The 19,976-nt window shown below is 73.5% G+C and carries 19 protein-coding genes; 15 read left to right on the top strand and 4 right to left on the bottom strand.

Going from position 1 to position 19,976, the window contains the following annotated elements; genetic code table 11:
* Window positions 1–944: 944 nt before the first annotated feature.
* Window positions 945–2,234, bottom strand: coding sequence for an IS256 family transposase (locus EV386_RS06065; RefSeq protein ID WP_423218988.1), 1,290 nt, complete (start codon window positions 2,232–2,234; stop codon window positions 945–947).
* Window positions 2,235–2,584: 350 nt separating this feature from the next.
* Here EV386_RS06065 and rpsD point away from each other — a divergent pair, with 350 nt between their 5' ends.
* The 11 genes from rpsD to aroB all read left to right on the top strand — a co-directional run bounded on the left by rpsD (window position 2,585) and on the right by aroB (window position 13,664).
* Window positions 2,585–3,211 (top strand): 30S ribosomal protein S4, encoded by a 627-nt coding sequence (gene rpsD, locus EV386_RS06055; RefSeq protein ID WP_130413256.1) that lies wholly within the window; start codon window positions 2,585–2,587, stop codon window positions 3,209–3,211.
* Between the two features lie 160 nt (window positions 3,212–3,371).
* Window positions 3,372–3,737 carry a DUF948 domain-containing protein gene (locus EV386_RS06050; RefSeq protein ID WP_130413254.1) on the top strand — a complete coding sequence of 122 codons (366 nt, stop codon included), beginning with the start codon at window positions 3,372–3,374 and terminating at the stop codon, window positions 3,735–3,737.
* Window positions 3,737–4,090, top strand: coding sequence for a hypothetical protein (locus EV386_RS06045; protein ID WP_130413252.1), 354 nt, complete (start codon window positions 3,737–3,739; stop codon window positions 4,088–4,090). Before EV386_RS06050 ends, EV386_RS06045 begins: the two co-directional genes overlap by 1 nt.
* 99 nt (window positions 4,091–4,189) lie before the next feature.
* Window positions 4,190–6,898 carry an alanine--tRNA ligase gene (gene alaS / locus EV386_RS06040; RefSeq protein ID WP_130413250.1) on the top strand — a complete coding sequence of 903 codons (2,709 nt, stop codon included), beginning with the start codon at window positions 4,190–4,192 and terminating at the stop codon, window positions 6,896–6,898.
* A complete protein-coding gene (gene ruvX, locus EV386_RS06035; protein ID WP_130413248.1) occupies window positions 6,895–7,410 on the top strand; it encodes a Holliday junction resolvase RuvX in 516 nt (171 codons plus the stop codon). The genes alaS and ruvX overlap by 4 nt, the downstream gene beginning before the upstream one ends.
* Before the next feature lie 25 nt (window positions 7,411–7,435).
* Entirely contained in the window at window positions 7,436–8,572 is a 1,137-nt protein-coding gene (gene mltG, locus EV386_RS06030; protein WP_130413246.1) for an endolytic transglycosylase MltG, read from the top strand.
* Window positions 8,573–8,631: 59 nt separating this feature from the next.
* Window positions 8,632–9,777 carry an endolytic transglycosylase MltG gene (mltG, locus tag EV386_RS06025; RefSeq protein ID WP_130413244.1) on the top strand — a complete coding sequence of 382 codons (1,146 nt, stop codon included), beginning with the start codon at window positions 8,632–8,634 and terminating at the stop codon, window positions 9,775–9,777.
* 2 nt (window positions 9,778–9,779) lie between these two features.
* On the top strand, window positions 9,780–10,655 hold the full coding sequence (locus EV386_RS06020; RefSeq protein WP_130413242.1) for a shikimate dehydrogenase: 876 nt from the start codon (window positions 9,780–9,782) through the stop codon (window positions 10,653–10,655).
* Between the two features lie 104 nt (window positions 10,656–10,759).
* Window positions 10,760–11,977, top strand: a complete 1,218-nt coding sequence (gene aroC / locus EV386_RS06015; protein WP_130413240.1) for a chorismate synthase — start codon at window positions 10,760–10,762, stop codon at window positions 11,975–11,977.
* A complete protein-coding gene (locus EV386_RS06010) occupies window positions 11,974–12,519 on the top strand; it encodes a shikimate kinase (RefSeq protein ID WP_130413238.1) in 546 nt (181 codons plus the stop codon). Before aroC ends, EV386_RS06010 begins: the two co-directional genes overlap by 4 nt.
* A complete protein-coding gene (aroB, locus tag EV386_RS06005; RefSeq protein ID WP_130413236.1) occupies window positions 12,516–13,664 on the top strand; it encodes a 3-dehydroquinate synthase in 1,149 nt (382 codons plus the stop codon). Before EV386_RS06010 ends, aroB begins: the two co-directional genes overlap by 4 nt.
* Before the next feature lie 18 nt (window positions 13,665–13,682).
* On the opposite strand, the gene EV386_RS06000 is transcribed toward aroB, so the two are convergent.
* Both EV386_RS06000 and EV386_RS05995 read right to left on the bottom strand, forming a co-directional pair.
* Window positions 13,683–14,492 (bottom strand): glycerophosphodiester phosphodiesterase family protein, encoded by an 810-nt coding sequence (locus EV386_RS06000; RefSeq protein ID WP_130413234.1) that lies wholly within the window; start codon window positions 14,490–14,492, stop codon window positions 13,683–13,685.
* Window positions 14,489–15,496 carry an alpha/beta hydrolase gene (locus tag EV386_RS05995; protein WP_130413232.1) on the bottom strand — a complete coding sequence of 336 codons (1,008 nt, stop codon included), beginning with the start codon at window positions 15,494–15,496 and terminating at the stop codon, window positions 14,489–14,491. The genes EV386_RS06000 and EV386_RS05995 overlap by 4 nt, the downstream gene beginning before the upstream one ends.
* Window positions 15,497–15,544: 48 nt before the next feature.
* Between EV386_RS05995 and EV386_RS05990 the strand changes: the two genes are divergently transcribed.
* Window positions 15,545–16,825, top strand: a complete 1,281-nt coding sequence (locus tag EV386_RS05990) for an alpha-hydroxy-acid oxidizing protein (protein ID WP_130413230.1) — start codon at window positions 15,545–15,547, stop codon at window positions 16,823–16,825.
* Window positions 16,826–16,915: 90 nt separating this feature from the next.
* On the top strand, window positions 16,916–18,592 hold the full coding sequence (locus tag EV386_RS05985) for an MFS transporter (protein WP_130413228.1): 1,677 nt from the start codon (window positions 16,916–16,918) through the stop codon (window positions 18,590–18,592).
* A 12-nt stretch (window positions 18,593–18,604) separates the two neighbouring features.
* On the opposite strand, the gene EV386_RS05980 is transcribed toward EV386_RS05985, so the two are convergent.
* Window positions 18,605–18,790 carry a hypothetical protein gene (locus EV386_RS05980; RefSeq protein WP_130413226.1) on the bottom strand — a complete coding sequence of 62 codons (186 nt, stop codon included), beginning with the start codon at window positions 18,788–18,790 and terminating at the stop codon, window positions 18,605–18,607.
* Between the two features lie 62 nt (window positions 18,791–18,852).
* On the opposite strand from EV386_RS05980, the gene EV386_RS05975 reads away from it, so the two are divergent.
* Both EV386_RS05975 and EV386_RS05970 read left to right on the top strand, forming a co-directional pair.
* The gene (locus tag EV386_RS05975; protein ID WP_130413224.1) at window positions 18,853–19,305 is read left to right on the top strand and encodes a type II 3-dehydroquinate dehydratase; all 453 of its coding nucleotides are present in this window, start codon (window positions 18,853–18,855) and stop codon (window positions 19,303–19,305) included.
* A gap of 52 nt (window positions 19,306–19,357) precedes the next feature.
* A complete protein-coding gene (locus tag EV386_RS05970; protein ID WP_130413221.1) occupies window positions 19,358–19,975 on the top strand; it encodes a SatD family protein in 618 nt (205 codons plus the stop codon).
* The last annotated feature ends 1 nt before the right edge of the window (window position 19,976 follow it).

Genomic DNA, 19,976 nt, shown 5'->3' with positions numbered 1-19,976 from the left:
GCCGAGGCGGCGCTGCGCACCGCGCTGCGCCGTGGAGAGGTCACGCGGCTGCGCCCCGGGGTCTTCGCCGACGCGATCGACCGATGGATGCCTGAGTGGGAGCGCGCCGAGCACGAGCACCTGCTCCAACTCGCGGCCGGCCTCGCCGCGCTGCGCGCGCCGTCGTGGGCGAGCCACACCAGCGCGGCGCTGCTGCACGGGTGCTGGGTGCTGCGACTGGGGAGGCGAGCCGAGGTCACCCAACTCGCTCCGCCCGACGTGCGCGACCGGCGCGACCCGCTCATGCGTCACTGGACCCAGTTGCCCGAGCGTGACCGCACGGAGCTCGGAGGCGTGCCGATCACCACGATCGAGCGGACCGTCGTGGACTGCGCACTGACACTCCCGGGCGAGCAGGCCGCCGGCATCGTGGAGAGCGGACTGCGCATGGGCGCGGACCGCGACGTCGTCGAGCAGGTGCTGCGCGAGTCACGCGGCAAGCGCGGCGTCCGCTCGGCTCGGCGCGTCCTGTCGCTGGCGGACGGGCGTGTTGAGTCGCTCGGCGAGGCCAGGCTGCGCTGGATCGCGTTCGACGACGGACTGCCGCCACTCGCGGCGGCGGTGCCCGTCGAGACGCACCTGGGCACGCGATGGGTGGACCTGGGCTGGCCCGACATGTGCCTGGGACTGGAGTTTGACGGCGAGCTGAAGTACGCCGGCGACGACGCCCAGCGTGTGATCCTGGAGGAGAAGGCCCGCCACGACGCCCTCGTCGAGGCGGGCTGGACCGTCCTACGCGTCACCTGGCGCGACCTGGCCACCAAGGACCACCTCCTCTACCGCCTCCACCACGCCCACTCCCACACCTCCCGACGCCCCCCGAGGTACCGACCCTCCGGCGAGATACCGGTCCTCGGTCGACTGGGGGTCTGTAAAGCCAGCGGTGTATCTCTGGGTGTTGTTGGTCAGCGGCGGCCGGCGGTGAGCCGACCGTCGAAGGTGATGTCGAACGCGTTCAGCGCGCCCTTCCAGCGTTGGGTCCAGCGGGCTCGTCCCCTGCCGGTGGGGTCCAGGGCCATGACGGCGAGGTAGACGCACTTGAGCGCGGCCTGCTCGTTCGGGAAGTGCCCGCGGGCACGCACGGCCTTACGGATCCGGGCGTTGACCGACTCGATCGCGTTCGTCGTGCACACGATCCGGCGGATCTCCCGGTCGAACTGGAGGAACGGGACGAACTCGGCCCACGCGTTCGTCCACAGCCGCACGATCGCGGGGTACTTGGCGCCCCACTTCTCGGAGAACTCCAAGAAGCGTTCCTCGGCCCCCTCGACGGTCGCGGCCTGGTAGACGGGCTTCAGGTCCCGGGAGATCGCGTCCCAGTCCTGCCGGGCGGCGTACCGGAAGCTGGCCCGCATCAGATGCACGACGCAGGTCTGCACGATGGTGTCCGGCCACACGGCGCTCACGGAGTCGGGCAGCCCCTTCAGGCCGTCACACACGAGCATGAGGAGGTCCTGCACGCCGCGGTTCTTGATCTCGGTCAGGACCTGCTGCCAGTACTTCGCGCCCTCACCACCGTCCCCGGCCCACAGCCCCAGGATGTCCCGGTTCCCGTCGACGGTCACGGCCAGTGCGACGTAGATCGGCCGGTTGGCGACCTGCCCGTCACGCACCTTGACGTGGATGCAGTCAACGAACACCACCGGATACACCGGGTCCAGGGGCCGGGACTGCCATTCGGCCATCTCGTCCAGGACCTTGTCCGTGATCGTCGAGATCGTCGTCTTCGACACCTCCGAGCCGTACACGTCGGCCAGGTGCGCGCTGATGTCCCCGTGCGTCATCCCCCGAGCCGACAACGACAGCACGATGTCCTCGATCGACCCCAACCTGCGCTGCCGCTTGGCGACCACGACCGGCTCGAACGTCCCCGCCCGGTCCCGGGGCACCTCGACCTGCACCGGGCCGCCCTTGGTCAGCACCGTCTTCGCACGGGTGCCGTTACGGGCGTTGCCGTCCGTCGAGGCGCCCTTCTCGTGCTTCTCGTAGCCCAGGTGAGCAGTCAGCTCACCCTCGAGCGCGGACTCCAGGACCAGCTTCGTCAGCTGCGCCAACAACCCGTTCTCCCCATCGATGCCCAGCCCGGACGCCTGCGCGTCACCAACCAGCTGAGCGATCAGCGTCTTGTCCAACTGCGGCGCCTGCGGCGTCGTCGTCACGTGCACCTGCTCCTCGCTGATCGCCTCCGCGACCATGTCGACCTGCGTACTCATCCGTGTTCCTCCTGGTCAGGAGATACACCGCAGACCGTACAGACCCTCGACTGGAGCCCGCGGGATGACTGAGGACCGGTATCTCGCCGACAGTTCGGTACCTCGGGGGACCGGGGACCGGGGACCGGGGACCGGGGTGGGGGGTGGGGGGCGGGGTGGGTGGGGGTGTGGGGTAGGATGGGTGGGTTGCCTTGTCCGGGGTTCCCGGGGGCGACTCCTGGGACCTCGGCCCTGTTCCCTCCTGGCGGAGGGCGTCGGCTGGTCCCGCACCCGACTGCGTACCGCGGCCCGGGTGTGACCTTTATCAGATCCTCAACAGGACAGGAAACACAGTGACCTCTGTGACCCGTTCGCGCCGCCAGGTCCGCCTGAGCCGCGCCCTGGGCATCGCCCTGACGCCGAAGGCCGTCAAGCACTTCGAGAAGCGCCCCTACCCGCCCGGCGAGCACGGCCGCGCCCGCCGCCGCACCGAGTCGGACTACGCGGTCCGTCTGCGCGAGAAGCAGCGTCTGCGCGCCCAGTACGCGCTGCGCGAGAAGCAGCTCGTCAAGGTCTACGAGAACGCCCGCAAGACCGCCGGCCTGACCGGTGAGGTCATGGTCGAGGACCTTGAGACCCGCCTCGACGCGCTCGTGCTGCGCTCGGGCTTCGCCCGCACCATCCTGCAGGCGCGCCAGGCGGTCACCCACCGCCACATCCTCATCGACGGCAAGATCGTGGACCGCCCGTCGTTCCGCGTGAAGCCGGGCCAGACCCTCCAGGTCAAGCCCAAGTCGCAGGCCACCACGCCGTTCCAGGTCGCCGCCGCCGGCGCGCACCGCGACGTGCTGCCCGCCGTCCCCGGCTACCTCGACGTCTCGCTCGAGAAGCTCCAGGCCACGCTGACCCGCCGCCCCAAGCGCGCCGAGGTCCCCGTGACCTGCGAGGTCCAGCTGGTCGTCGAGTTCTACGCCCGCTGACGCGTCCCACGCCGCCCCGTCGCCCTGCACCGCAGGACGGCGGGGCGTCGTCCTGCCCGGACCCGGGAGCCCGGCGCGCGTCCGGCCCGCAGCCGGTCACGGGTCGAGGGCCGCACGTCGGATAGGGTGACCAGGCGTCCGCATCGAGAGGGGAAATCCGATGACCGTGGGTGACGTGGCAGGCCTCATCGCCGCCATCGCCTTCGTGCTGCTGGTGGGCCTCCTGGCCGTGCCGCTCGTCAAGCTCGGCAAGGTCTTCGACGAGGCGTCGCGCTCGCTGCGCGAGGTCACCGAGCACTCGGTGCCGATCCTCGACGAGGCGGCCGGAGCGGTCGCCGGAGCCAACGCCCAGCTCGAGAAGGTCGACACCATCACGACGTCGGCAGCCCAGGTGAGCGAGAACGTGTCGGCGCTGGCCGGCCTGTACGCCGCGACGCTCGGCCGTCCGCTGGTCAAGGTCGCCGCCTTCTCCTACGCGACACGCCAGGCGTTCGCGGGCGCGTTCGCGCGCAAGGGCACGCGCTGATGCGACGTCTGTTCTGGGTCGGCGTCGGCGTCGCCGTGACCGTCGTGGTCTACCGCAAGGGCCGCCAGGTTGTGCGGCAGTATCTGCCGTCGTCGATCGCGGAGCGCGCCGAGCGGGCGGCCCATGACGTCGGTGAGCGCGCCGGGAGCGTCGCCCAGGAGTTCCGCGCCACGTTCGCCGAGGCCCGCGCGCGCCGCGAGGCCGAGCTGGCGGCCGCGCTGCTCGCCGAGGGCCAGGCCGACCCCTCGGTGACGCGCGCGGCCCGAGCTACCGGCGCCCGCGGCGCGTGGGCCGCGGGCGACCCCGCCGCTGACATCGACGACGACGAGGCGGAGCTCGGTTACTCGTTCTGAGCGCTCCCGAGCCTTCGTCTCGCACCTGCCTCGCTCCCGGGCATCGCGCCGCGCGCGCGACAATGGCCCGAGCACCCCACTGACCCCGTGAAGGACACCATGCGTACCGCCGACATTCGCCAGCGATGGCTCGACTACTTCGGCTCCAAGGACCACGAGCTCGTCCCGAGCGCGCCGCTGGTCTCCCCGGACCCCTCGATCCTGTTCACCATCGCCGGCATGGTGCCGTTCATCCCCTACATCCTCGGCACCGAGCCCGCCCCGTGGCCGCGTGCGGCGAGCGTGCAGAAGTGCATCCGCACCAACGACATCGAGAACGTCGGCCGCACCACCCGCCACGGCACGTTCTTCCAGATGAACGGCAACTTCTCGTTCGGGGACTATTTCAAGACCGGCGCGATCGAGTTCGCCTGGGAGCTGCTGACCACCGCTCAGGAGCAGGGCGGCTACGGGTTCGACGGCGACCGCCTGTGGGTGACGCTGTGGAACGAGGACCACGAGTCGTATGAGGCGCTGACCCGGGGCGTCGGCCTCGACCCGAAGCACATCGTCCGCCTGCCGCGCCACGAGAACTTCTGGGACACCGGCCAGCCGGGCCCGGCCGGTCCGTGCGCCGAGTGGCACTACGACCGCGGCCCGAAGTACGGCCCCGACGCTGTGGGCGGCGACGTGGACCCGGGCGGCGACCGCTACCTGGAGATCTGGAACCTTGTCTTCGACCAGTTCGTGCGCGGCGAGGGCGCCGGGAAGGACTACCCGCTGCTGGGCGAGCTTGAGCACAAGAGCATCGACACCGGCGCCGGGCTGGAGCGCATCGCGTTCCTGCTCCAGGGCAAGGAGAACATGTACGAGATCGACGAGGTCTTCCCCGTCATCTCGACCGTCGAGGAGCTGACGGGCAGGCGCTACGGCGCCAACCCTGAGGACGACGTGCGCATGCGCGTCGTGGCCGACCACGTGCGCAGCGCGCTCATGGTGATCGGCGACGGTGTGCGCCCCTCGAACGAGGGTCGCGGTTATGTGCTGCGCCGCCTGATCCGCCGTGCGGTGCGCGCGGTGCGGCTGCTCGGGTACGACGCCGAGGCGCTGCCCGCGCTGCTGCCGGTCTCGATGGACGCCATGAAGGCCTCCTACCCGGAGCTGGAGACGGGCTTCGCCCGCATCAGCGATGTGGCCTACGGCGAGGAGGAGGCGTTCCGGCGCACGCTGGCCGCCGGCACCACGATCCTGGACGTCGCGGTGGGCAAGGCCAAGGCGCAGGCCGGGGCGCAGGCGCCCGTGCTGCGCGGCGCCGAGGCCTTCCAGCTCCACGACACCTACGGGTTCCCGATCGACCTCACCCTGGAGATGGCCGCCGAACAGGGCGTCCAGGTCGACGAGAAGGCCTTCCGCGAGCTCATGGCCGAGCAGAAGCAGCGCGCCCGTGCGGACGCGCTCGCCAAGAAGACCGGCCACGCCGACCTGCGCGCGTACGAGGGCATCCAGAGCGAGCTCGCCGGCCCGGTCGAGTTCCTCGGTTACACGCACACCGACTCGGCGGTGACGGTCGTCGGTCTGTTGGTCGACGGCGTGCCCGCGCCCGCCGCGACGGCGGTCGACGGCGCGCACGTCGACGTCGAGGTCGTGCTCGACCGCACACCGTTCTACGCCGAGGCCGGTGGCCAGCTCGCCGACCAGGGCACGATCGTGCTCGACGGCGGCGCGACGGTCGAGGTCGACGACGTGCAGCGCCCCCTCAAGGGCCTCAACGTGCACCGCGGCCGGCTGGTCGAGGGGACGATCGCGATCGGCGACCCGGGCGCCGCGGTCATCGACGTCGCGCGGCGTGTGGCGATCAGCCGCGCCCACTCGGCGACGCACATGATCCACAAGGCGCTGCATGAGCTCGTGGGGGAGGACCGCACGCAGGCGGGCTCCGAGAACGCCCCGAGCCGCGTGCGGTTCGACTTCCGCTCACCCTCGCCCGTCCCCGCCTCCTCGCTCGGCGAGATCGAGGAGCGAGTCAACCTGCGCCTGGCCGAGAACCTTGAGGTCACCGACGAGCTCATGCCCATCGCGGCGGCCCGCGACCTGGGCGCCATGGCGCTGTTCGGCGAGAAGTACGGCGACATCGTGCGCGTCGTGTCGATCGGCGGCGACTGGTCGCGCGAGCTGTGCGGTGGCACGCACGTGAAGGCGTCCGGTGAGATCGGACGTGTGGCGCTGTTGGGCGAGGCCTCGATCGGCTCGGGTGTGCGCCGTGTCGACGCGCTGGTGGGCGACGGCGCCTACGGGTTCCAGGCCAAGGAGCACGCGCTCGTGGGCCAGTTGACCGGCCTGCTGGGGACGCGTCCCGACGAGCTCGCCGACCGGGTCGGCTCACTGCTGTCACGCCTGAGGGAGACCGAGAAGGAGCTCGCCGCGCTGCGTCAGGGCCAGCTCCTGGCCGCGGCGGGCCGTCTGGCCGCCGAGGCGCCGAGCGTGGGTGAGGTCCGCGTCGTGGCGCACGACGCCGGTGAGGTGGCCTCGGCCGACGACCTGCGCGCGCTCGCGCTCGACGTGCGCGGCCGCCTGGGCGACGCGTCGCCGTCGTTGGTCGCGGTGGGCGGCGTGGCCTCGGGCCGTCCGCTCGTGGTCGTCGCCACCAACGCCAGCGCGCGTGAGGCGGGCCTGCGCGCCGGCGACTTCGTCAAGGCCGCGGCGAGCACGCTCGGCGGCGGCGGCGGCGGTAAGCCCGACCTCGCTCAGGGCGGCGGCTCGGACGCCTCGGCGCTGCCCGCGGCGCTCGACGCCGTCACGGCGGGTGTGCGCGCGGTCGTCGGCGCGTGAGCGAGTTCCACGAGGCGGGCTCCGCGGGTTTGGCCCGCGGCGCCCGCCTCGGCGTCGATGTCGGCAAGGCGCGGGTGGGCCTCGCAGCCTCGGACCCTGACGGGTTGGTGGCCACGCCCGTCGAGACCGTCGCGCGCGTGCTCGACGCGACGGGCGTGGACAGCTCTGACGTGCGGCGCATCGCCGACGAGGCGCGTGAGCGGTTCGCCGCCGTGGTCTATGTGGGGCTGCCGCGGCACCTGTCGGGCGCCGAGGGGGCCGCGACAGCGGACGCGCGCGCGTTCGCGACGCGCCTGGCCCTGGCGGTGGCGCCGGTGCCCGTCCGTATGGTGGACGAGCGCATGTCGACCGTGACCGCGACGAGCCAGCTGCGCGCCGCCGGGCGCAAGGCGAAGAGCCACCGCAAGGTGATCGATCAGGCGGCCGCCGTTATCATTCTGCAATCTGCTCTCGACCTGGAGCGGACCGCGGGCACGCGCGCTGGTGAGCTCGTGGAGACGCCGCCGACCTGACCCCGAACGACAGGACCCCACCCGCGTGACCGACCCTTTCGAGACCTTCGGCCACCGGCTCCCCGAGGAGACGGGCCGCCGCACGCGGTCGACGCGACGCTCGGCCGCGCGCACGCGCCGTCGGCGCCGCCACCGCGTGGGCCTGGCCGTCGCGGCCTGCCTGGCCCTGGTGAGCGGTGTGGCGGTCGGGGCGGTGAGCGACGGCGTCGCCACGGTGCGCGAGCTGCTCGCACGGGTCGACGCCGACTTCGACGGCCCGGGCGACGCCGTCGTCCGGGTGGAGATTCCCGCGGGCGCCACGGGCGCCGCGATCGGCGCCATCCTCGCCGAGGCCGACGTCGTCGCGTCGGTCGGCGCGTTCACGACGGCGTTCGCCCGGCATCCCGCGGCCGCGGGCATCCAACCCGGCGTGGTCGAGCTGTACACGCGCATGCGGGCGGTCGACGCCGTCGAACGCCTCGCCCGCAACGAGCGGGTCAAGAACCGTGTCACCGTGCCCGAGGGGTTCACGCTCGAGCAGGTGCTCGAGCGCGTCGTCGAGCAGACCGACATCACGCGCGACGCGCTCGACGCGGCGATCGCCGACCCGCAATCGCTCGGACTGCCGGACAAGGCCGGCGGCGTCGTCGAGGGGTGGCTGTTTCCCGCCACCTACGTCGTCACGGACGACGACACGGCGGTGACGCTCCTGGCGCGCATGATCGCCCAGACCTCGGCCGAGTTGGAGCGCTTGGGCATCCCCACCGAGCGGTGGCAGTCGATCATCACCGAGGCCTCCATCATCGAGCGCGAGGCGCCACAGGGGTATCGTGGCAAGGTCGCCCGAGTCATCAAGAACCGGCTCGCGATCGGCATGCCCCTGGGCATGGACGCCATCGACTCGTTCGGGCTCGGGATCCCGGCGCACCTGATCACTCGAGCACAGTTCAACGACCCCAACCTGCCGTTCGCGTCACGGGTGCACAGTGGCCTCCCTCCGACGCCGATCGGCAATCCCGGAGTGGCCGCCATTCAGGCGGCCGCGTCACCGACCCCCGGTGACTGGCTATGGTTCGTCACCGTCAACCTGCACACAGGCGAGACGAAGTTCACGGACGACTACAACGTCTTCCTGCAGTACAGGCGTCAGTTCCAAGTTTGGGCGGCCGCGAACGGCTTCTGAGCGGCAGCACCAGCGCGCCGGGGTGAAGGCGCCCGGCCAGAGATGAATAGGCTTCTCGCGTGACCGACCTCTTCGAGCACCCAGCCCTCGCACAGCCGCCGGGTCCCAGCGGGCGTCGCTCGGCCGCCCGTCAACGACTGGCGGCCAAGAGGCGCCGTCGCCGCCGGGTGCGCACCTCGCTTGTCGTCGTCGTGGTCCTGGCGGTCGTGGGCGCCGTGGCGTGGAAGACCTGGGGTGACGTCTCGGGGTTCCTGACGAACCCGTTCGCACGCTCCGCCGAGGACTATCCCGGTCCGGGCAAGGACCCCGTCGACGTCCAGATCCCGCAGGGCGCCACCGGCGCCCAGATGGGCGGCGTGCTCCTCGACGCGGGCGTCGTCGCGTCGGTCGACGCGTTCAAGGACGCGTTCGCGATGAACCCGGGCGCGGCGGGCATCCAGCCGGGCACGTACGCGCTGCTGACCGAGATGAGGGCGTCCGACGCCGTCGCGGCGCTCGTCAAGAACGAGAAGGTCGAGACCAAGGTGACCATCCCCGAGGGGTTCACCGCGGCGCAGGTCTTCGAGCGCGTGGCCTCGGTCACCACGATCACCAAGGACGAGATCGACGCCGCCCTCGCCGACCCGGCGTCGATCGGACTGCCGGCCGAGGCGGGTGGCCAGGTCGAGGGCTGGCTGTTCCCCGCCACCTACACCGTCCAGCCCGGGGACAGCGCGGTGACGCTGCTGTCGGACATGGTCGCCAAGACGGTCGCGGAGCTCGACGCGCAGGGTGTCGCGGCGGCGGACCGCGAGGACGTGCTGAAGAAGGCGTCGCTGGTCGAGCGTGAGGCCAAGTACGCCCCGGACCGCCCGATGATGGCCCGCGCGATCGACAACCGGCTCGCGATCGACATGCCCCTGCAGATCGACGCCTCGGTCGCCTACGGGCTGGCCAAGCCGGGCACGGACCTGACGACCGCGGACACGCAGGACGCGGGCAACCCGTACAACACCTACGCGCACAAGGGTCTGCCGCCCACACCGATCGCCAACCCGGGCGCGGCCTCGGTCGAGGCGGTCGTGCACCCCGCCGACGGCGGCTGGATCTTCTGGACCGCCGTCAACCTCGACACGGGCGAGACCAAGTTCGCCGTGACGTTCGAGGAGCACCAGAAGAACGTCGCCGAGCTGCGCGCCTGGCAGGCCGCGAACGGACAGGGCTGAGCATGCCTGTGGCCACGCGCCGGGCCGCTGTGCTCGGCCACCCCGTCGCGCACTCACTGTCCCCGGTGCTGCACAACGCGGCGTACGACGCCCTGGGCCTTGAGGGGTGGGAGTACACCGCGCTGGACACGACGGCGGCGACGCTGCGCGGGCGCGTCGAGCGCCTCGACCTCGGCTGGGCGGGCCTGAGCCTGACCATGCCGCTCAAGCAGACCGTGATCGCCATGCTCGACGACGTCGACCCGCTCGCCGCGGCGACCGGGGCCGTCAACACCGTCGTGGTGCGCCCGGCGCCGTGTGGAATCACGCTGGGCGGCTACAACACCGACGTCCACGGGCTCGTCGCCGCGCTGCGTGAGGGTCTAGGCGGGCGCCAGGTGCGCCGCGCCGTCGTGCTCGGCGCGGGCGCGACCGCGGCCTCGGCCGTCGGAGCGCTCGCGGAGCTCGGGTGCGCCACACCGCGCGTGCTGGCCCGCTCGATCGCCCGCACCGCGGGGCTGCATGAGGCGGCGCGGCGCCTGGGGGCGTCGCCGCGCTTCGAGGTGCTCGACGCGATGACGGCGCCAGGGCCGCTGGGGCACGCCGACGTCGTCGTCTCGACACTGCCGGCGCACGCCGCCGACGCCGTCGCCGCGACGTTGGCCGAGCGCGCCGGCGCGGTGACGGGCGTGCTGCTCGACGTCGTCTACGACCCTCGGCCCACCGCGCTCGCCCGGGCGTGGGCGGACCTCGGCGGCGTCGTCGTCGGCGGTGAGCGGATGCTGCTGCATCAGGCGGCCGAGCAGGTGCGGCTCATGACGGGTCGCCCGGCGCCGCTCGCCGCCATGGACAGGTCGCTCGCCGCGGCCCTCGGCGATCGGTCGGACCTGGCTCCCTGAACGCCAGCGCCCGCCGACGGTGACGGGCGAGCCCGGCGACGTGGCGGCGACGCGAGGCTGGACGCCCGCCCCGGCCGGGGCGCGGCGCGTGGCACAATCGCCGCATGCTGCGCTGGTTGACGTCGGGGGAGTCGCACGGTCCGTCCTTGGTGGGCGTCATGGAGGGGCTTCCGGCCGGCGTCGAGCTGACCACGCACGACCTGCGGGCGGCGCTGGCCCGCCGCCGCCTCGGCTACGGCCGCGGCGCCCGCATGAAGTTCGAGCAGGACGAGGTGCGTGTGCTCGGCGGTCTGCGCCACGGCGTGACGCAGGGCGGCCCGCTCGCGATCGAGATCGGGAACACCGAATGGCCCAAGTGGGTCGACGTCATGGCGCCCGATCCCGTCGAGGCCGACGCGCTGACAGTAGACGCCGGCACGGGCGACGTGCGCGAGGTCGCGCGCAACAAGAGGCTCACGCGCCCGCGTCCCGGCCACGCCGACCTGGTCGGCATGCGCAAGTACGCCTTCGACGACGCCCGCCCCGTCCTGGAGCGTGCGAGCGCCCGGGAGACGGCCACGCGCGTCGCGCTCGGGACCGCCGCCGCGCGGTTCCTGGAGCAGGCCGTCGGGGTGCGCCTGGTCTCGCACGTCGTGGCGATCGGCGAGGCCGAGACGCCTGACGGGGCGACGGCGCCCACCCCGGACGACGTCGCGCGCCTCGACGCCGACCCGGTGCGCTGCCTGGACGCCGCGGCGAGCGCGGCGATGGTCGCCGAGATCGACGCGGCCCACAAGGACGGCGACACCCTGGGCGGCGTCGTGGAGGTGCTCGCCTACGGCGTGCCGACCGGACTGGGCTCCTACGTGCAGGGCGACCGGCGGCTCGACGCGCGCCTGGCCGGGGCGCTCATGGGCATTCAGGCGATCAAGGGCGTCGAGGTCGGCGACGGCTTCCGCACTGCCCGCCGGCGCGGGTCCGTGGCGCACGACGAGATCGTGCGCGGCGCCGACGGGCGCGTGACGCGCCTGACCAACCGCGCAGGCGGTGTCGAGGGCGGCATGTCGAACGGCGAGGTGCTGCGCGTGCGCGCCGCGATGAAGCCCATCTCCACGGTGCCGCGCGCGCTGCGCACCATCGACACCGCCACAGGTGAGCCCGCCACCGCCAACCATCAGCGCTCCGACGTGTGCGCGGTGCCCCCCGCGGCGGTCGTCGCCGAGGCGATGGTCGCGCTCGTGCTTGCCGAGGCCGTCGTCGAGAAGTTCGGCGGCGACTCGGTGGCCGAGGTGCGCCGCAACGCCGAGGCGTACCTCGCGGCGATCCCCGAGCCGCTGCGGTGAGCCGCGCCGGCGGCGCCGGGCCGCTCGCGGTGCTCGTGGGCCCGCCCGGCAGCGGCAAGACGACGGTTGGGACGCTGCTCGCCGGACTCCTCGGGGTCGAGTTCCGCGACACCGACCACGACGTCGAGGTCGTCGCGGGCAAGCCGATCGCCGAGATCTTTGTCGACGACGGCGAGTCCGCGTTCCGGGTGTTGGAGCACCACGCAGTGGGCCGCGCGCTGGCCGAGCACGACGGCGTCCTCGCGCTCGGCGGGGGAGCGGTGCTCGACCCGGCGACGCAGGGCTTGCTGGCCGGCTACGCGGAGCATGGCGGCGTGGTCGTGTTCCTCGACGTGTCGCTGGCGCACGCGGCGCCGCGCGTCGGGCTCAACCAGTCGCGCCCGCTGCTGCTGGGCAACCCGCGCGCGCGGTGGGCGGCGTTGATGGAGGCCCGGCGCCCCGTGTACGAGCGCGTGGCGACCGCGCGCGTGCTGACCGACGGGCGCGAGCCCGAGTCCGTCGCGCAGGAGATCCGCGCGTCGATCGAACAGGAGCAGGCATGAGCGTCGCGACCACCCGGGTGACGGTGCACGGCGCCGCGCCCTACGACGTCGTCATCGGGCGCAATCTGCTCGGCGAGCTGCCCGCCATGCTGGGCGAGCGGGTCCGCCGTGTGCTGGTGATGCATCCGGCCTCGCTCGCCGCGACGGGCGAGGCGGTGCGCGAGGACCTGGTGGCGCAGGGCTACCAGGCGTTCGCCGTCGAGCTGCCCGACGCCGAGGAGCAGAAGACCGCGCAGGTCGCCGCGTTCTGTTGGCAGGTGCTCGGTCAGGCGGACTTCACCCGCTCGGACGCCGTGGTGTCCGTGGGCGGCGGCGCGACGACCGACCTGGCCGGGTTCGTCGCGGCGACCTGGCTGCGCGGCATCAAGGTGGTGCACGTGCCCACCACGCTGCTGGGCATGGTGGATGCGGCCGTGGGCGGCAAGACGGGCATCAACACCGCCGAGGGCAAGAACCTGGTGGGCGCGTTCCACCCGCCGGCGGGCGTGCTGTGCGACCTCGCCTCGCTCGCCTCGCTCGACCGCTGGGACCTGGTGGCGGGGCTTGGCGAGGTCGTCAAGACCGGCTTTATCGCCGACCCGCGCATCCTGGCGCTGGTCGAGCGGCACGCCGAGGAGCTGCGGGAGTGGAAGGGCGCCGACGCCGCGCCGCAGACCTGGCAGGTGCTCGCCGAGCTCGTCGAGCGCTCGGTCGCCGTCAAGGCGCGCGTCGTGGGGGAGGACCTCACCGAGCAGGGCCTGCGCGAGATCCTCAACTACGGCCACACCTTCGGGCACGCCGTCGAGCTCGTCGAGCGCTACCAGTGGCGCCACGGCGCCGCCGTCGCTGTCGGCATGGTGTTCGTCGCCGAGCTCGCGCGGCTGGCCGGCAAGCTGTCCGACGACGTCGTCGCGCGCCACCGCGCGATCCTCACCTCGCTCGGACTGCCGACGTCCTACCGCGGCGACCGCTGGGAGCAGCTGCTCGCGGCCATGCGGCGAGACAAGAAGTCGCGGGGGGACCTGCTGCGGTTCGTCGTGCTGGACGACGTCGCCAAGCCGGTGCGGCTGGAGGGCCCCGACCCGACGCTGCTGGCCGCCGCGTACGCCGAGGTCAGCAAGGAGCCGCCGACGGGCGCGCCCGGAGTTGCGATCAGGCTCGGCTGACGGCCGGAGCGGGCTGGCTCACCACAGGCTGCGGCTGACCAGCACCTGCCGGAGCAGGTCGGCGCGGTCGGTGACGAGGCCGTCGACCCCGAGGTCGAGCAGCCGCTCCATCTCCCGGGCGTCGTTGACGGTCCACACGTGGACCTGACGGCCCGCGGCGTGCGCCGCGGCGAGCGTCGTCGCGTCGACCACGGTGAGGCGGGCCGGGCCGGCCGCCTCGCGGACCGGCACCTGGAGCGCGTCGACCCGGCGCAGCGCGGCCCTCGCGATCGCGGGCACGCGCAGCCGTGCGCCCGCTAGGAATCCCGCGACCTCGCTGGTGCCGGCGCTCGTGGCCACGGGGTGTGACAGCCGCGCGAGCGTGGCGCGGCGGCGCGCAGCCGAGAACGAGGTGACGCACACCCGCTCGTGTGACGCCGTGCGCTCGATCGCCCGGGCCACCGGCTCGATCCCCGAGTCGGCCTTGACGTCGACGTTGACGCGCAGCGTCGGCCACGTGCCGAGCACGTCCTCAAGCGTGGGCACCGGCTCGACGCCGCCGATGCGCGCGGCGCGCACCTGCGACCACGGCAGGTCGGCGACCAAGCCGTGCGCGTCCGTCGTGCGGTCGAGCGAGGCGTCGTGCAACGCGACCGCGACCCCGTCCGACGTGCCGTGCGCGTCGGTCTCGACGTAGTGGAACCCCAGCTCGACGGCGGCGGCGAACGCGGCGAGCGAGTTCTCCAGGCCCGAGTCGACGCCCCCGGCTCGGGCGAAGCCGCGGTGGGCGAGCGCGGCGACGCCCGGGCGGCCGTCGGGCAGCGTGGTGTCGAAGTACGGGTGGGTCATGCTGTCCGCTCCGTCGTGAGGTCCACCGCGGGCCGCAGCGCCGTCGCCAGCCACCCCAGCACGGCGTCGAGGTAGGCCTGGCGCGGCCCGTCGGCCGAGAGGGCGAGGTCGTGCACGCCGCCCTCGATCCGCAGCACGGTCACGTCGCGTCCCAGCCGCGGCGCACGGGCCACGATCTGCTCGACGTCGAGCACCGTGTCGGTCGAGTCGACGAGCGGATTGTCGGGCGCGTCGCGGCTGGAGGCGGCCGAGGCCGCCAGCAGCACCGGGCAGGCGATCGCCAGACCGCGCGCCACGCGCGCCTGCGCGCGCCGCACGGCCCGCAGCCAGCCAGCGCGCGCGGGGACGCCGTCCGGCCGCTTGAGTGTCGTGTCGAACTCCCACCGCCCGCCGTTCTCGCGCAGCAGCGCCGTCGCATACCAGGACGGGCCGTGCGACAGCGCCGTCAGGGGCCGCAGCGACCCGAGGCGGTCGAGGACCCGCGTTCCGACGGCGCGCCCGAACTCGGACCCGGGCAGTTCGAGGAACGGCGAGTCGAGCACGAGGGCGTCGGGCCCAGCGGCGGTCCCGGTCGCGTGCCGGTGGGCGTGCGCCCACAGCGACGTGGTCAGCCCGCCCGTCGAGTGCGCGTGCGCCACCAGGGGCAGTGGGTAGGCGGCGCGCAGCGCCGCGGAGGCGGCCGCGACGTCGCTGCCCTGCTCGCGCAGGTCGGTGACGTAGTGCGGCGTCTGCCCGGGCCGCAGCGAGCGCCCCGCAGCGCGCAGGTCGACCGCGTGGAAAAGGTACCCGGCGTCCGCGAACGCGCGCGCCAGGTGCGCATGGAAGAAGTAGTCGTTGTAGCCGTGCACGTGCAGCACCACGCCGCGCGCCGCGGCGACGTCGTCGGGCGTGGGCCGTAGGCGCACGAGCGTCGCAGGGCCGAGCGGCGCCTGTTCGAACGGCGCGCCCAGCAGATCGTCGTCGCGCCAGTCAAGGCCGGCGGACGGGAGCGTTGTCGCAGCCACGCGGGAAGCCTATGCCCTGATCAGCGGCGATGTGGCACGATCGGCGTCGTGACGCACGACGTGGGGCGGTCGGTCCAGAGCGCGATCTACCGCGCGGGCGTGTTCGGGCGCCGCCCCGTGGTCCCGGTCGCCCCCGCGGCGCTCGAGGCCGCGGCCCGCCGCCGCATGAGCGCGCGCGGCTGGGCGTACATCGCCGGCGGCGCGGGGGCTGAGCGCACGGTCGCGGCCAACGCCGCGGCCTTCGTCCGGCGGCGCATCGTGCCGCGGCAGATGGTCGACGTCGCCCAGCGCTCGCTCGCCACGACGCTGCTGGGGCGGCGGCTGCCCGCGCCGCTGCTGCTCGCGCCCATCGGCGCGCTCGAGCTCGCAGTGCGCGGCGGGCCCGCGCACGCCGAGCCGCCTGTGGCGCGCGCCGCGCGCGAGCTGGGGGTCCCGCTGGTCATCTCGTCACAGGCCTCCACGCCCCTGGAGGCCACCGCGGCCGCGCTGGGCCCGTCCCCGCGCTGGTTCCAGCTCTACTGGTCGCGCGACGACGACGTCGCCGCCTCGCTCGTCGCGCGCGCCGAGGCTGCGGGCGCCGAGGCGATCGTCGTGACCCTCGACACCCACGTGCTCGGATGGCGCCCGCGGGACCTCGACCTCGGCTACCTGCCGTTCGCGCGCGGCGAGGGCATCGCGCAGTACACCTCCGACCCCGCGTTCCGCCGGCTCGCCGACGCCCGCACACCAGCGCCGTCGTCGGGGCGGCCCACGCTCGCCGCGCTGCGCGCCGTGGCGACCATGTGCCGGCACGGCGCCCGGCGCGCCGACGTCGAGACGTTCCTCGACGTGTTCTCACGCTCGAACCTCACCTGGTCCGACCTGGGTTGGCTGCGCGAGCGCACACGCCTGCCGATCCTCGTCAAGGGGGTGCAGCACCCCGACGACGCGCGGCGAGCGCTCGACGCCGGCGCCGACGGCGTCGTGGTGTCCAACCACGGCGGGCGCCAGATCGACAACGCGATCGCCTCGCTCGACGCGCTGCCCGCGGTCGCCGCCGCAGTGCGCGCGACGCGCCCCGAAGCGCCGGTGCTGTTCGACTCGGGCGTGCGCACGGGCGCCGACGTGTTCGTCGCGCTCGCGCTCGGCGCCGACGCGGTGCTGCTCGGGCGCCCGTGGGTCTACGGACTGGCGCTGGCCGGGCAGGCGGGGGTGCGCGCCGTCGTGCGGCACGTGCTGGCCGAGCTCGACCTCACCATGGCGCTGGCGGGAGTGCGCGACGTGGCCGAGATCGGCCCGGGCGCCCTCGCGGACGAGGAGGGCGGGGGCGACGGCGCGGGCGGCCGCTGACCGGTCACCACCCGCTCGCGGTCCGGCGGCGGTCCGAGTCGGCGTGGAGAACGCTTTCACTGCTCCGCCAAGTCGGGCATCATGCTCGACATGAGCGACTTCGTGCCCCCGACCGCGACCGCCGTGGCCGAGGGGCAGCCCGCCGCGCCGGACCCCATCCCCGCCAAGCGCGTGCGCTCCTGGGCGCTGTGGGACTGGGCGACGCAGCCCTTCAACTCCGTCATCCTCACCTTCGTCTTCGCGCCGCTGTACCTGGTCTCGACCAGCTTCCTGGCCCCGCACATCGCCGACCTGCCCGCCGACGCCCCCGAGCGGGTGCGCGGGCTGGCGGAGCTGTCCAGCCGCTACGGGGCGTGGACGGCGATCGCGGGCCTGCTGATCTTCTACCTGGCGCCCGCCCTGGGCGCCCGCGCCGAGACGTCGGGCGGACGCAAGCGCTGGCTCATCGCCGCGACCGGCGGCCTCGCCCTCATCCAGTTCCTCCTGGCGTTCGTCCAGGAGGACCCGCGGTACTTCACCTACGGGGCGATCGTGCTCGCGCTCGGGTCCGTCGTCTCCGAGATCGCCGGCGTCAACTACAACGCCATGCTGCACCAGGTCTCCACGCCGGCCACCGTCGGACGCGTCTCGGGCCTGGGCTGGGGCATGGGGTACCTCGGCGGCATCGTGGCGCTCGTCATCGTCGTCGTGCTGACGTTCGCCGACTGGTTCGGCATGGACACCTCCAACGGCCTGCCCTTCCGCCTCATCGCCGTGGGCGCCGCGGTGTGGACGATCGTGTTCTCGATCCCGCTTGTGGTCAACGTGCCCGAATACCGCAGACCCGCGCCCGGGCGCCGCGGCTTCCTGGCCGGGTACGTCGACCTGGTCGCCGACATGATCGCGCTCTACCGCCAGTCCCGCCCCACGTTCTGGTTCCTGTTCGCCAGCGCCGTCTACCGCGACGGACTGGCCGGCGTCTTCGCCTTCGGCGGGGTGCTCGCCGCCGCCGGGTTCGGGTTCTCGACCAACGAAGTGCTGATCTTCGGGATCGCGGCCAACGTGGTGGCGGGCGTCTCGACCATCTTCGTCGGGCGGCTCGACGACCGGGTCGGTGCGCGCAAGGTCATCATCTTCGCCCTGGCCCTGCTCGTGGTCATGGCCGTGTTCGTGTTCGTCGCCGCTCCGCTGGGCGACATCGTGTTCTGGATCGGCGGCCTGGTGCTGTCGGCGTGCGTCGGACCGGCGCAGGCCTCCAGCCGTGCGCTGCTGTCCAAGGTGACACCCGAGGCCATGCAAGGCGAGGTCTTCGGGCTGTACGCCACCACGGGCCGCGTCGCCAGCCCGCTGTCCCCGGCGCTGTGGGCCGCCTTCATCGCCTGGTTCGGCGCGACGCGCTACGGCGTGCTCGGCATCGGCATCGTGCTCGCGCTCGGCCTCGGCCTGCTGCTGATGGTCAAGATCGACTCCCGCCAGGTCGCCAGTCACGCGCTCGAGCCTCTGACCGGCTGGAACCGCAGCGCTGTGGCCGCCCTGACCATCGCGCTGTTCATGGGCGTCGGCGGCCTGGTGCTGCTGCTCACCGGAGCGCACGACGTGCCCGGAGGCGCCTACGCCACCGCCGCCCTGCTGCTGCTCGCGGCGCTCGCCGTCGTGCCGGGCCAGCGAGCGCTGGCCGCGGTGCGCACCAGCGGCGAGGAGGGTGCGGGCATCGCGCGCGCGTCGGTCGTGGTCGGCTACGCGGCGCTCGCGGCCGCGGTGACGGTCACGCTCGTGCGGGTCCTTTGAGGTCGCGCGCGGTCACACGAGCCCGTGGCGCGCGGCGAACGGGTCCCAGTCGGGATCGGCGCACACCTCGAGTTCGGTGAACGTCGTCGCCGCGTCGGCGGCCTCGGGGCCGAGGAGGTGGCCGATGAGCGCGGCCGTCATGTCCATGGGCACCAGCAGGATGTCGATGCGGCGCGTGGCCGCGGGCGCGGTGGTCACGGGGCTCACCGTAGGGCACGGTGTGCGCGCCCGCGGCCCGGCGCGGCGGCTACGCTGGCGCGGTGACTCGCGTTCTCGTGCTCAACGGACCCAACCTCGGCAGGCTCGGCGTGCGCGAGCCGGAGATCTACGGCGCCGACACCCACGCCGACCTGGTGGCCGCCGCGGCGGGGTGGGGGGCCGAGCTCGGCCTCACGGTGGACGCGCGCCAGACCGACGACGAGTCCGAGATCGTCGGCTGGCTGCACGAGGCGGTCGACACCCGCGCGCACGTGGTGCTCAACCCGGCCGCGTTCACGCACTACAGCTACGCGCTGCGCGACGCCGCCGCCCAGGTCACGTCGTCGGGCCTGCTGCTCGTCGAGGTGCACCTGTCGAACCCCCACACCCGGGAGTCCTTCCGCCACTACTCGGTGGTCTCGGGCGTCGCGACCGGGACGATCGCGGGGTTCGGGTTCCGGTCGTACCGGCTCGCGATCGAGGCCATCGCCCAAGGATTGAGCCTGGAGTCGTGAGGCTCAAGGGTTCAGCCTTGATGTTTAGAGATCAAGGCAATAGCCTGGTCTCGTGATCGTCTTGACCGCCGACCAGCGTGGTTCTACAAACGACGTCGACCGCGTCCCGCGCGCCCTGGAGGTGCTGACCGGCCTGTGCGAAGGCCGCCACGGACTCGCGCTCGCGTTCGACCGGACGGTGGGCGACGAGGTGCAGGGGCTCTTGACGGCCGCCCCGGACGGCGCCGCGCTCGCCGTCGACCTGGTGTTGGCCCTGGACCGCGAGCGCGGCTGGTCGGTGGGCCTTGGGGTGGGCGATGTCGCCCGGCCACTGCCCGCCTCGTCGCGGGAGGCGGCGGGGCCCGCCTACGCGCACGCCCGTCGGGCCGTCGAGCGGGCCAAGCGGCAACCAGGCGCCGGCGGGATCGCGGTCGAGGCCGATGACGCCGCGCGAGCCGCCGAGGTGCAGGCGCTGCTACGCCTGGTCGCCGCCGTCGCCGCGCGGCGCACCGACGCTGGGTGGGAGGCGGTCGACGCGCTCAATCGCACGGGGTCTCAGCGACGAGCGGCCACGACGCTCGGTGTCACGGCGCAGGCCGTCAGTCAGCGGCTGCTCGCCGCGTCGTGGGCAGAGGAGGCCGCCACGCGGCCTGTCGTCGCCCGACTGCTGGCGGCGCTGGCCGAGCGCTGAG

Source organism: Xylanimonas ulmi (genome assembly GCF_004216535.1).
In the GTDB taxonomy this organism is placed as follows: domain Bacteria; phylum Actinomycetota; class Actinomycetes; order Actinomycetales; family Cellulomonadaceae; genus Xylanimonas; species Xylanimonas ulmi.
This window is presented reverse-complemented; position numbering and strand designations above follow the sequence as displayed.